General features: G+C 64.0%; 12 protein-coding genes and 3 tRNA genes. 7 read left to right on the top strand and 8 right to left on the bottom strand.

Translation table 11 applies throughout. The annotated features are described in order from the left end of the window. Positions 1-70: 70 nt before the first annotated feature. From B4C31_RS07995 to B4C31_RS07985, 3 genes are all read left to right on the top strand, one after another. Positions 71-146, top strand: a tRNA-Phe gene (locus B4C31_RS07995). A gap of 116 nt (positions 147-262) precedes the next feature. After that, a tRNA-Asp gene (locus B4C31_RS07990) sits at positions 263-336 on the top strand. A gap of 5 nt (positions 337-341) precedes the next feature. After that, positions 342-417 (top strand) — tRNA-Phe (locus tag B4C31_RS07985). 180 nt (positions 418-597) lie between these two features. Here the strand turns inward: B4C31_RS07985 and B4C31_RS07980 are convergent. From B4C31_RS07980 to B4C31_RS07970, 3 genes are read right to left on the bottom strand one after another with little or no spacing between them, the layout of a single operon-like run. Continuing rightward, on the bottom strand, positions 598-1,110 hold the full coding sequence (locus B4C31_RS07980) for a low molecular weight protein-tyrosine-phosphatase (RefSeq protein ID WP_204388218.1): 513 nt from the start codon (positions 1,108-1,110) through the stop codon (positions 598-600). Between the two features lie 21 nt (positions 1,111-1,131). Then, positions 1,132-1,791: a dihydrofolate reductase gene (locus B4C31_RS07975; RefSeq protein ID WP_291532029.1), complete on the bottom strand. Its 660-nt coding sequence runs from the start codon at positions 1,789-1,791 to the stop codon at positions 1,132-1,134. 50 nt (positions 1,792-1,841) lie between these two features. Then, a complete protein-coding gene (locus B4C31_RS07970; protein WP_291532032.1) occupies positions 1,842-2,648 on the bottom strand; it encodes a thymidylate synthase in 807 nt (268 codons plus the stop codon). Between the two features lie 227 nt (positions 2,649-2,875). Between B4C31_RS07970 and B4C31_RS07965 the strand changes: the two genes are divergently transcribed. Beyond that, the gene (locus B4C31_RS07965) at positions 2,876-3,289 is read left to right on the top strand and encodes an OsmC family protein (protein ID WP_291532028.1); all 414 of its coding nucleotides are present in this window, start codon (positions 2,876-2,878) and stop codon (positions 3,287-3,289) included. 160 nt (positions 3,290-3,449) lie between these two features. Here B4C31_RS07965 and B4C31_RS07960 read toward each other — a convergent pair whose 3' ends face one another. The 4 genes from B4C31_RS07960 to B4C31_RS07945 all read right to left on the bottom strand — a co-directional run bounded on the left by B4C31_RS07960 (position 3,450) and on the right by B4C31_RS07945 (position 7,438). Further along, on the bottom strand, positions 3,450-4,490 hold the full coding sequence (locus tag B4C31_RS07960; RefSeq protein ID WP_033508410.1) for a universal stress protein: 1,041 nt from the start codon (positions 4,488-4,490) through the stop codon (positions 3,450-3,452). Positions 4,491-4,659: 169 nt separating this feature from the next. Beyond that, positions 4,660-5,391, bottom strand: coding sequence for a C40 family peptidase (locus tag B4C31_RS07955; RefSeq protein WP_204388220.1), 732 nt, complete (start codon positions 5,389-5,391; stop codon positions 4,660-4,662). Between the two features lie 124 nt (positions 5,392-5,515). Beyond that, positions 5,516-6,232, bottom strand: coding sequence for a CHAP domain-containing protein (locus tag B4C31_RS08880; protein ID WP_414631859.1), 717 nt, complete (start codon positions 6,230-6,232; stop codon positions 5,516-5,518). A gap of 204 nt (positions 6,233-6,436) precedes the next feature. Continuing rightward, a complete protein-coding gene (locus B4C31_RS07945) occupies positions 6,437-7,438 on the bottom strand; it encodes a CHAP domain-containing protein (protein WP_291532027.1) in 1,002 nt (333 codons plus the stop codon). A gap of 317 nt (positions 7,439-7,755) precedes the next feature. Between B4C31_RS07945 and serC the strand changes: the two genes are divergently transcribed. Continuing rightward, complete coding sequence (gene serC, locus B4C31_RS07940; RefSeq protein ID WP_033508404.1) at positions 7,756-8,901, top strand: phosphoserine transaminase; 1,146 nt, start codon at positions 7,756-7,758, stop codon at positions 8,899-8,901. A gap of 36 nt (positions 8,902-8,937) precedes the next feature. Beyond that, a complete protein-coding gene (locus tag B4C31_RS07935; RefSeq protein WP_033505172.1) occupies positions 8,938-9,192 on the top strand; it encodes a hypothetical protein in 255 nt (84 codons plus the stop codon). A gap of 25 nt (positions 9,193-9,217) precedes the next feature. Here B4C31_RS07935 and B4C31_RS07930 read toward each other — a convergent pair whose 3' ends face one another. After that, positions 9,218-10,495: a sensor histidine kinase gene (locus B4C31_RS07930; protein WP_291532026.1), complete on the bottom strand. Its 1,278-nt coding sequence runs from the start codon at positions 10,493-10,495 to the stop codon at positions 9,218-9,220. Positions 10,496-10,657: 162 nt separating this feature from the next. Here B4C31_RS07930 and phoU point away from each other — a divergent pair, with 162 nt between their 5' ends. Further along, positions 10,658-11,338 carry a phosphate signaling complex protein PhoU gene (phoU, locus tag B4C31_RS07925; RefSeq protein ID WP_033505174.1) on the top strand — a complete coding sequence of 227 codons (681 nt, stop codon included), beginning with the start codon at positions 10,658-10,660 and terminating at the stop codon, positions 11,336-11,338. Positions 11,339-11,391: the final 53 nt, after the last annotated feature.

Here is an 11,391-nt window from a genome sequence, read left to right as displayed (position 1 = left end):
CCGGTTCAAGTCCGGTCGGGGTCGCGAATAGTGGAAACCCGGTTTTTACCGGGTTTTTTCAACTGTTCATGGCTCTGTAGCTCAGTTGGTAGAGCGAACGACTGAAAATCGTTAGGTCAGCGGATCGATGCCGCTCGGAGCCACCACCGCAGCCCCGCCACCGCGCGGGGCTTTTTATTTCCGACACGCCGGCGACACGATTTGCATAATACGCAGAACCCTGTAATATCTCTTCTTGGCTTCTTTTCCGAAAGAACGCCACGGCCCCGTAGCTCAGTTGGTTAGAGCGCCGCCCTGTCACGGCGGAGGTCGCCGGTTCAAGTCCGGTCGGGGTCGCTCATGGCTCTGTAGCTCAGTTGGTAGAGCGAACGACTGAAAATCGTTAGGTCAGCGGATCGATGCCGCTCGGAGCCACCACCGTCGCCCCGCCTCCGTGCGGGGCTTTTTCATACCGCACACAACGCAACACCTCACCGGCATCGTGCGGAGCATGCGGCTCAGTATCCGCACCTATCCGTGCGCATGTCCTCATATGCATGATGGCCGGTCGCATTCCTGCGACCGGCCATCACTTGATACGTCGTCGGTTTCACATCGTCAGGCGAGCTGACGCTCCACCCAATCGACGATGTACGGGGCAACGTGCTCGATCTGGTCGATGGCGACCTCGAATTCATGCGAACCGCCGTACCAGGGGTCAACCAGATCGATCTCATCCTCACGGCCCGCAGCAGGCTGCTGAAGATCCGGATCGAAGCTGCGGTACATATGCACCTCGGCCTGCTTGTCGGCCGGCAGCTGGCGCTTCAGCGCCCGCATGTGCGAGGCCGTCATCGGCAGGAACAGATCGGTCTCCTCGATCTCGTCGGCCTCGATGCGGTGCGCGAAATGACGGGCCGGCAGCTCGTAGCCACGCGCCTTCAGCACGCGCACGGCACGGCGGTCGATCGGGTTGCCATACTCCTCATCGCTGACGCCGCTGGACATCACGCGTACACGGTCGCCCAGCCCCCGGCGCTCGAATTCGGCGCGCAGGATGATCTCGGCCATCGGGGAACGGCAGATGTTGCCGGTGCACACGGTCATCACAGTATACGGGTGAACGCTCATATCGGTACTATCCTCCGTGAATCAACGGGTCTTGCGGTAGGTGACATAGCGGAAACCGCGAATACCGCCCTCGGACTTGGCCGGCATCAGCCACGGCGAGGTGTCGGCCACGCACCACAGCCCGGACTCCAGCAACGCCTCCATATCGGGCGCGTACGTGTCGGCCTCCACATCGGCGCGAATCTGCGTCACATACGCCTTATCCGCCTGTGGCAGCGCCTCGTTGAACAGCTGCGCGCCGCCGATGATCCAGATCTCACTGCGGTCCATGCCATCGTCCGGAATCGCCTCCTGACGCGCCAGATCCAACGCGGCCTCCAGATCGCCCACCACCGTGGCCCCCGGCGCCGCATAGTTCGGATTGCGGGAGATCACGATATTGTCGCGATTCGGCAACGGACGGTACTTGGCGCTGAGCGACTCCCACGTACGCCGGCCCATGATGACCGGATGAGAGATCGTCAGCTCCGTGAAATGCTTCAGGTCCTCGGGCAGATGCCACGGCATGCCGCCGTTGACGCCGATGGCGCCGGCATGACCTTCTTTGTCATGCGCTTCGGCCCAGATCAGATTCACCGAGAACGTCTTGGGGAAGTCGTCTCCCCAATCCTCCTCTTCCTCAAGCCCGGCTGCCCCGGGCTCGGGTTCGTGATAGCCACTGAGGCTACTATCGTGCTCCATTTCATTCACTCCTTGGGTACGTGGAACTGGCACTCAGTGTATAAGGCGGCTCAGACCGCGACCGGAGCCTTGATGGTGGGGTGGTACCGGTAGTTGACGATCTCGAAGTCGTCATACTCGTAGTCGAACAGGGAATCGGCCTTGCGGATGCGGATCTGCGGGTACGGGTACGGGTCGCGGCTCAGCTGTTCGAGCACCTGGTCGATATGGTTGTCATACACGTGGCAGTCGCCGCCGGTCCAGACGAACTCCCCCGGCTTCAGCCCCGCCTGCTGCGCCATCATCAGCGTGAGCAGCGAGTAGGACGCGATGTTGAACGGCACGCCCAGGAACATGTCGCAGCTGCGCTGATACAGCTGGCAGGACAGTCTGCCGTCCGCCACGTAGAACTGGAACAGGGCGTGGCACGGCGGCAGCGCCATCTGTTCGACCTCGGCGGGGTTCCAGGCGCTGACCACCATACGGCGCGAATCGGGGTGATTGCGGATCAGGTCCAGCACGTTGGCGATCTGATCGATGGTGCGGTTCGGGTCCTCAGGGGTCGGCGCGGGCCAGCTACGCCACTGCACGCCGTACACCGGACCCAGGTCGCCGTTCTCATCGGCCCATTCATCCCAGATATGCACGTTGTGCTCCAGCAGCCAGTTGATGTTGCCGCCGTCCGAGCCGCGCAGGAACCACAGCAGCTCATAGGCCAGGCCCTTGAAGAACACCCGCTTGGTGGTCAGCAGCGGGAACGATTCGGACAGATCGAACCGCATCTGCTGCCCGAACAGGGAGATCGTGCCGGTTCCGGTGCGATCGGATTTGAGCGTGCCTTCGGTCAGGATCCTCCTGACCAGGTCCTCATACGGCATGGGGATGTCCGTGCGAGGACGGGCGGGGATGCGGGTGCGGATGTCTGCGAGCTGTTCGGGTGTCAAAGCCATGCCCCTCAGTCTAGCGGGACGCATGCCTCAAAACGGGGGCCTGTCCGTTCGCGGCACAACCGACGGCGCGGTTTCGCGGACGGCTCACCATGGATGCGCCCCGATTCGGATACATTGGATATGTACCTGCGTACAACGACCAAGGAGGTTTAGGCATGGGCAAGCGACTGTGGGTGGAACGCAACAAGGACGGTTCCTGGGATGCGTTCAGCGATGACGGCGCGCACATCAAGTTCGGCAAGGGCAGGGGGCAGTTCTCCCCGGGGGATCTGATGAAGATCGCTCTGGCCGGCTGCGCGGCGCTCTCCAGCCAGTTCGCCATCGAACACACGCTGGGCGAGGGCAAGGGCGCACGCATTGTGGTCGACGGCACCTATGATGACGCCGACAACTCCTATATCAACTTCAGCGAGCAGCTGGTGGTGGACGCGGTGGATGCCGACCTGAGCGACGAAGAGGCTGACAAGCTCAAGGAGCGCATCACCCGCCATATCGACAAGGGCTGCACGGTGTCACGCACCTACGTGCACGATACGCCGGTGCGTCTGGATGTGACCGTGCGTCACTGACGGACGTCCACGGGGTACTGGCCCACACGCCGGGAGACGCCCCGTATACCCGTATATGAATGGCGGTCGCACCGGTTCGTAGGATCGGTGCGACCGCCATTGATATACGGGGACGACCGACCGTTATGCGTCGGTATCGACCGCCCCCGATAGGTGCGGATCAGCGCTTGTGGAGCGGATCGATGGCGGACTCGATGTCGTGGGCCTGCTCGATACCGGCCGTGGGCACCGAGACCTCCTCGACGCCGCTGATGTCGTCGATGGGCTTGGTCGGCACCTCCGCCGGCGAGCTGGGTACCGTATCCAGCCGCGTCTCCGCGGCCTCCACATACTTGCGCGGCACGACGTACACCGGATTGACGGCGTGCTGCAGCAATCCCTGGCTGGTGGAGCCGAACAGCAGCCCGGTGAAGCCTCCACGGCCACGGGAGCCCACAACCACCACATCATGGGTATGGCTGGCCTTGGTCAGCGCGTCCACGGCGGAACCCGGCACCACGGACTTGTTCAGCTTGAGGTTGGGGTACTTCTCAAGAATCGGCGAGACACGGACGTCCAAGTCCTCCTTGAAGGCGTCCATCACGCCCTGGTCGCCGTCCACGCCCTGCATCTTCGGCACGGCGGAGATCACGTCGAGTTCGGCATCCCAGGTCGCGGCGAAGTCGGCGGCGATCTCCAACGCCTTGATGCCCCACTTCGATTCGTCGGAACCGACGGCCACCTTGGTGATCGTGTTGTTCAGGTGCATCGGGTTGCCTTCGTCATCGGTATACGGCACCACCACGATCGGGCAGTACGCGTACGCCGGCAGGCTGGAGCTGGTGGTGCCCAGCAGACGCTCGGCCAGACCACCCTTGCCGCGGTTGCCGATGACGATCAGGTTGTAGTTGCGAGACAGTTCCACGAATACGGAGGCCGGGTCTCCGGTGACGATCAGTGTGGCGGCCTCGACGCCCTGTTCGTCGGCAATGGCTTTGGCCTTGGACAGGATCTCCTGGGCATCGCTATGCGCCGCGTTGTCATCCCCCATGGCGGTGTACGTGGCGTCGAATGAGACCGCGGCGTAGCTCGGCAACGAATACGCACAGACGATCTGCAACGTCAATCCGGCGTGCTTGGCGTAATTCGCGGCCCACCACGTGGCCTTGTAGCTGGCGTGCGAGCCATCCACGCCAACGAGGATCGCTTTGTCGTTAATCATGACGACCTCCCTTGCAATACTGGCGACGCCGCTCCGCATCGCCTTAGCACTACAATACCGCGGGATTCCGGGAAGTTCCGGTAACGCTGTGAGAAAACCCTCCACAAACGTCTCGACGCGCCCCGCAGGCGAGGCGCGTCGAGACATTCGTGTGAAGACGGTTTACGGCTCAGACCACACGGCGGATGGCGTAGCCGCCGCCCGGGAACACCCAGGCGACCGCCGCGGTGTTGGTGCCGGCACCGTAATCCATGGCGTTCATCACCATGCCGTTGCCGATGTAGATGGCCGCGTGGCCGGCGCTGGCGATGATGTCGCCGGGCTGGGCTTCAGCCAGGCTGCCCACCGGCGAGCCGACGCTCATCATCGCGCCCGAGGTGCGCGGCAACGAGACACCGAACTGGGCGAACACGTACTGCACGAATCCGGAGCAATCCCAGCCGGACGGGCTGGTGCCGCCGTACAGGTACGGATAACCGATGAAATTCAGCGAATACTCCGCGATGGCGGCGCCGGTGGCGCTGGCCGGCGGAGTCGGCACGGACGCCGCGGCGGAGCTGGTGGTGCTCAGCGATTCACGCGCGGCGGAACGGCTGGCGGCCTGCGCAGCAGCGGCCTCGGCCGCGGCCTGTTCGGCGGCCTCGGCGTCCTTCTCCGCCTGGGACTTGGTCTGCGGCACATCCAGCGCCTCGATGCCGCCCCAATCGGCATCCTGATCGACGGAGGTGGAGGTGGATTCGGCGAACAGATCCTTGCGGACCGTGGTCACCTTGGGGAACGAACGAGAAGAGGTGGTGACCTCCGCATCCTCGGCGGAGGCGACGGGAGCCGTTGCCACGAACAGCGTACCTGCGGCAACGAGCGCGGTCATGAACGAAACGGTCTTACGTGCAATACTCATCAGTTTCACTAAGTTACCCCACGCCGTGTACATTCCAACGCACCGGCCCCGGCATACAAAACCGGCGCGATTCCAAGGAATCACGCCGGTATCACCGTCCGTACGCCGTATCCGGCGACCGCGGTCAGAAGTGGATGTACTGGTAATTGGCCGTATCGGAGAATACGCGGGTGCTGGAGAAGTAGCCGGGGAATCCGGAGCCCATCTCCGAAACGCGCACGCTGCCGTCGGCGTAGATCTCCTCCACAATCGCCACATGGCCGTAGCCCCACGAGGAACCGGCCTGGCCACCCTGGAAGACCATGATGTCGCCGATCATGCGCGGCGTATTGTCCACCCAGTAGCCCATCGCGGCCGCGGATGCCGCCCACTGGGCGCCGTTGCCGAAGAACGAGCCGACCGGCAGCCCCAGCTGGTGGCGGCGCTCGTACGCCCACCACGTGCAGTTGTTGGCGGCGTAACGGTTGCCGACATCGCCGATCTCATGGTTCGGGTTGAATCCGGCCGGCGCCATGCTGTAATCGATGTTCGTGTAGCTTGCCAAACCGGAATCCGTGCTAGTGCGGACCTGGGAACGGGACACCGTGGACGACGCGGCGGCAGCGGCCTGCTGTTCGGCCTGGCGACGGGCCTCCTCCTCGGCGCGCTGCTGCGCGGCCTCGGCATCCTTCTCCGCCTGGGACTTGGTCTGGGGAACGTCCAACGTCTCCGCGCCGCCCCAGTCGGTGCCCTCGTCCACCGCCACGGAGGACGATTCGGCGAACAATTGGGTGCGGCCTTCGTTCATGCCGCGGAACGAGCGCACAGACGTGACCGGGGAAGCCTCCTCAGCCGTGGCCATGGACGGCAACGATACAACGCCAACCACGCCAAGGGCAATCACTGCAGCGGCGGCGGCACAGGATCGGGTAAAGCTTGTCATCAACGCCTTAGCGTATCATCACAGCTCTATCACATCGGGCGTGCGGCGAGCGGGAAAGGATTGCGGGACATAACGACACGCCACAGCGATGCCGCCACGGCCCCCGTCCATCCGCAATACATGTCAGTAGTGGATGAACTGGAAGTCGCTCGGATTGGTGTACGTCTTGGAGTAGGTCTTGCCGTTCATCGACGCGCCGCACTCGGAGGTGACGATCGAACCGTCCGGGTTGATCTGCTCGACGATCGCCACATGGCCGTAGTAGCCGTCGGCGCCGGCCTGACCGGCGGCGAACACCATGATGTCGCCCACATGACGCGGGGTGTTGTCCACCCAGTAGCCCAGGGCACGAGCGGAATTCGCCCACATGTTGCCGTTGCCCATATACGAGCCGACCGGCAGACCCAGCTCATGGCGGCGCACATACACCCACCACGTGCACTGGCTGAACGAGTAGGCGTTACCGCTGTCGCCGGTGGCGTGGTTCGGATTGAACCCGGCGGGCAGCACGTTGTAGTCCTGATCCATCAGAGCCGCCACCTGCGGGTTGTTCGCCAGGGAGCGCGACATCTGATTCACATCCAGCTGCGAGGCGTCGCCGGTGGCCTGCCATTCACCTTCGCTGGAGATCTGGGCGGTGTCGGCGGACCCCGCGGTCTCCTGCGACGCGGCAGCCGTATCGGTAACGGCGCCATCGGACAGGGCGCTCAACGGCGCACGATCCTCGGAACGGGACACCACATCGGTGGTGATGCGCTTGAGCTGAGTAGTGGTGGTGGCGGTATCGGCCAGGATGCTGCCCTTGATGTCATCCGGTCCGGCCAATGCCACGGCAGTGGCCGCCGTGCCGACCAGCGCGGCGAGCGAAGCCGAGGTAAGGATGTGGGAACGACGCTCGGCGGCCCGTGCCGCTTCACGCAGCGCGCGGCGGGTCTGGGGAGCCACCTCGTTGAGGCGTTCGACAACGGCCTGATCCAGCCCGAGGACGGCACCGTTGGACTGCGTCATCTGCGCCATGCGCATCGCCTTGGCGCTGTGCGCACCGCTGCCGCTCGAGAACAGGGAACGGGACGTGCGGATATACTGGCGCGAGTTATTGGCCGCCTGATGGGCTGCATGCCTCATATCTCAATTGCTCCTTGCCGGATTCCTGGCGTCTCACCATGGAAACGTCCTGCCGTCACGGTTGTTTACCGTACAACAAGCCCCGCCCAAACCAGTCGCCTCATCGACGCACATCCCCCGAAACCACACCGGCCCGTCACGGCGAAACCGTTGCAATCGCGGCGTTTGCCCCATTCAGGCATGGTCCGGCCGCCGTGTGCCGACCCCTGTGAGCATTCCGGGCGTGTCACCTCGGACCCGCCGTCCCGCAGCACAGCATGTGTCCAGCAAACGGTCAGAATATGGCGCAATCCGCCCACAGGGCTAGGCTGGTTCGCATGGCCACCATCACGATTCCCCCATCCATGTTGCCCGAGGACGGACGCTTCGGTTCGGGACCGAGCAAGATCCGCCCTGAACAGGTGCAGGCGTTGGACGCCGGCGCCACCACGGTTCTGGGCACGTCGCACCGTCAATCCACCATCAAGCAGATCGTCGGGTCGATTCGCGCGGGGCTGGCCGAATTCCTCCGCATTCCCGATGACTACGAGATCGTGCTGGGCAACGGCGGCGCCACGGCGTTCTGGGACATGGCCTGCGCCTCACTGATCACCCGGCGGGCAGCGTTCGGCGTCTACGGGTCGTTCAGCGCCAAATTCGCCGACTCCGCGGCCTCCGCCCCGTTCCTGGAGGATCCGGTCGTCTACCGGTGCGAACCCGGCGACTGCCGACTGCCCGAATACACCGAATACGTGGATGCCTACTGCTGGGCCCATAACGAGACCTCCACCGGAGTCGCGGCCCCGGTGCATCGCATCGCAGGCAGCCTGGAGCAGGGCGCTCTGACCATCGTGGACGCCACCAGCGCCGCCGGCGCGCTGCCGGTGGACATCAGCCAGACCGACGCCTACTACTTCTCCCCGCAGAAGGCGTTCGGCTCCGACGGCGGACTGTGGATCGCGGCGCTCTCCCCCGCGGCGATCGACCGCGCCTACGGCATCGCGCAGAGCACCTCGCTGGAAGGCGTGCTGCGCTGGATTCCGCCGTTCCTGTCGCTGAAATCCGCCATCGAGAACTCCCGCAAGGACCAGACGCTCAACACGCCCGCCATCGCCACGCTGATCATGCTCAACGAGCAGCTGCAGTGGCTGAACAACAACGGCGGCATGGCATGGGCCACCGCACGGTGCGCCAAGAACGCGTCATTGCTGTACCAGTGGGCGGAGCAATCCGATTACGCGCATCCGTTCGTTGCAGACCCCGCACTGCGCTCGAACTCGGTGGTCACCATCGACCTCGACGACCGGATCAACGCCAAGCAGGTCACCGCGGCGCTCCGGGAGAACGGTATCCTGGACACCTCCGGCTACCGCAAGCTCGGGCGCAACCAGCTCCGCGTCGGCGTGTTCCCGTCGGTGGAGCCCGCGGACGTGGCGGCGCTGACGAACTGCGTCGATTACGTTGTCGGTCAGCTGTGGGAGTGATTGCCGGCCGTGTCGGTTCCGAGATAGAGTACTGTCATGAAGTTCGCCCCGATCATTGATCCCAACGCGCGCAAACCGGCACCGAAGCCCGTGCGCGTCGATTTGCGCAAGGCATTCACCATCGGCACCATGCTGTGGATCGTCGCCGCCATCATCTGCCTGATTCTGCAGCACTTCGGACTGGTGTCGATCAGGGTGACGCTGGTATGCGGCATCGGCGTGGTCATCGGACTGATGATGCTCGTCTGGGAACATTTCGACCGCTGGGACTACCGCCGACTGGGAGAATAGCCCCGGGCCGCATCACGCCCGCCGCCTACCGGGCGACGGGCAATGACAACGTGAACGTGCTGCCCTGCCCCACACGGCTCCACACCGATGCGGAACCATGGTGGGTCAGCGCCACATGCTTGACGATGGCGAGGCCCAGGCCGATGCCGTCCCGCGTGCGCTCGTTCTGGTTGCTGCCCCGGTAGAACCGTTCGAACACATGCGTCTGCTCCTGCTGCGGGATGCCGCATCCGCAGTCGATGACCCGGATCTCCACCGTGCCGCCATCCTGGGCCGCGCGGACGACGATGGTGACGGACCCACCGTCCGGGGAGTACGCCACGGCGTTGTCCACCAGCTTGGCAACGGCGATGCGGATCTGCTCGGTATCCCCGTGAACACGCATATCGACGTCCCCGGTCAGCGAGAGGTGAACGCCGCGGTCCGCAGCGCTCGCCTCCGCGGCCGCGACGACGGCCTCCAGCGGTTTGCGCAGCGCAATGACATTCGCGGCCGACGGGGTGATGGGCTCCTGCGCCTTGATCAGCAGGAGCAGATCCGACACCATGCGGTTCAGATGGCCGCAGGTCGTCCGCACCTGCCGTGCATCCCGCGCGATGCGCTCCCGGTCGCCCTCGCCCTGTTCCAGGGAATCCGCCAGATTCATCAGCGCCTCGGTGGGCTTCAGCAGCTGTTCGGAGACGTTCGTGATGAACGAGTCGCGCGTCTGGGCGAACCGGATGACGTCGCTCAGATCCTCGATCATCACCACCACGAACCGGTCGCTGATGCGCCCCACGGTGATCTTCAGCCAATTCGGGCGGGTCACCGACCTGCGGCGGCGTCGCTCCTTGGCCTCGGCGCACAGATCGTCGAAGGCATGCTCATACTGCCACGGCGTGCGGGTCTCCACGTTAAACTGCGCGCGTCCGCCATGCTCGCGGACCTCATGGATCTGCTCCAGCACACGTTCGTCGGCGATCGCGTCGTCAATCACCACACCCAGGGTATATGCCGCCGGGCTGGCCCTGACGACCTCGTCGTCGTCATCCACTACAATCGACGCCCCCGGCAGCACCGACAGCAGCGATGCCGTGGAATCGTCCAGATCATCATCCTCGTCCTCCTCCGCTTGCCGACGATGCGGCAGGACACGCTGCACCTCCGCCTCCAACCGGCTCACCGGCGACGCTCCCCCGAACAGTTTGGTCATCACCGGGGTGATCCGGTCCACCACGAAGAACCCGACCGTAACGATCACGGCCACGCCCACAATGCCGAACGCGACGAAGATGAGAATGCTGGGATCGATGAATTCAGGCATAGGGTCATTCTCGCACAACCGCGGCAAGATGAATAACAGGTGAACCATCCGGTGAATTCTCAGCCAACAACGGGTAGCCATTGACTACGTTGTCCGCAAAACACAGCCAAAAATATTACACTGGTTGAGGTTGTACAGCACTACCCACGAAAGGCATGAACAATGCGCGTTATTTTCGACGAGGAGCTCAAGGCCGTTGCCGATGACCTCGATCGCATGGTGCAGGATGTGCGCAAGGCGATCAACGGCGCGGGCAACGCGCTGCTGAACTCGGATCTTGAAGCCGCCCAGGCCGTCATCGACGGCGATATCGAGATCGATGCGCTCGAGTCGAGCGTCATCGACCAGTGCGTGAAGCTGCTGGCCAAGCAGAACCCGGTGGCCACCGATCTGCGCGTGGTCGTCTCCACGCTGCGACTGGCCGCCACGTTCGAGCGCATGGGTGACCTGGCCCGCCATATCGCGGAAACCGCACGCCGCACCTACCCGCAGTCCCCGCTGACCGACGACGCCAAGCAGCTGTTCACCGAGATGCAGGAATTCCTGACCATGACCGCCGATCGCATGGTCGCCATGCTGCAGGACCGCAACACCGCCATCGCCGAGCAGGTGATCGTGGATGACGACAAGCTCGATGCGCTGCACCAGAAGACCTTCGATCTGATGCTCTCCGACGAGTGGCAGGGCACCAAGCAGCAGCTCATCGACCTGGTGCTGCTGGGCCGCTACATGGAGCGCCTCGGCGACCATGCCGTGTCGGCCGCCCGCCGCGTGGTCTTCATCGTCTCCGGCTTCGATCCGTCCAAGGAGCCGTCCCGCGACGAGGACGGCAGCGTCTATTAATCATTAGTCGCCAACGCGTTGCCGAACGCGAGTCATAGCGCAACCGCCGAGTG

The organism is Bifidobacterium sp. UBA4282, from assembly GCF_002394995.1.
GTDB lineage: Bacteria > Actinomycetota > Actinomycetes > Actinomycetales > Bifidobacteriaceae > Bifidobacterium > Bifidobacterium pullorum_B.
The sequence above is the reverse complement of the archived record's forward strand: the minus strand, read 5'-3'. Positions and strand labels throughout refer to the sequence as shown.

Excerpts from the sequence above, each read along its gene's own strand:
- B4C31_RS07980 (WP_204388218.1), bottom strand. The coding sequence starts at position 1,110 with ATGAGCGTTCACCCGTATACTGTGATGACCGTGTGCACCGGCAACATC.
- B4C31_RS07975 (WP_291532029.1), bottom strand. The coding sequence starts at position 1,791 with ATGGAGCACGATAGTAGCCTCAGTGGCTATCACGAACCCGAGCCCGGG.
- B4C31_RS07970 (WP_291532032.1), bottom strand. The coding sequence starts at position 2,648 with ATGCCGTATGAGGACCTGGTCAGGAGGATCCTGACCGAAGGCACGCTC.
- B4C31_RS07965 (WP_291532028.1), top strand. The coding sequence starts at position 2,876 with ATGGGCAAGCGACTGTGGGTGGAACGCAACAAGGACGGTTCCTGGGAT.
- B4C31_RS07960 (WP_033508410.1), bottom strand. The coding sequence starts at position 4,490 with ATGATTAACGACAAAGCGATCCTCGTTGGCGTGGATGGCTCGCACGCC.
- B4C31_RS07955 (WP_204388220.1), bottom strand. The coding sequence starts at position 5,391 with ATGAGTATTGCACGTAAGACCGTTTCGTTCATGACCGCGCTCGTTGCC.
- B4C31_RS08880 (WP_414631859.1), bottom strand. The coding sequence starts at position 6,232 with ATGGCCACGGCTGAGGAGGCTTCCCCGGTCACGTCTGTGCGCTCGTTC.
- B4C31_RS07945 (WP_291532027.1), bottom strand. The coding sequence starts at position 7,438 with ATGAGGCATGCAGCCCATCAGGCGGCCAATAACTCGCGCCAGTATATC.
- serC (WP_033508404.1), top strand. The coding sequence starts at position 7,756 with ATGGCCACCATCACGATTCCCCCATCCATGTTGCCCGAGGACGGACGC.
- B4C31_RS07935 (WP_033505172.1), top strand. The coding sequence starts at position 8,938 with ATGAAGTTCGCCCCGATCATTGATCCCAACGCGCGCAAACCGGCACCG.
- B4C31_RS07930 (WP_291532026.1), bottom strand. The coding sequence starts at position 10,495 with ATGCCTGAATTCATCGATCCCAGCATTCTCATCTTCGTCGCGTTCGGC.
- phoU (WP_033505174.1), top strand. The coding sequence starts at position 10,658 with ATGCGCGTTATTTTCGACGAGGAGCTCAAGGCCGTTGCCGATGACCTC.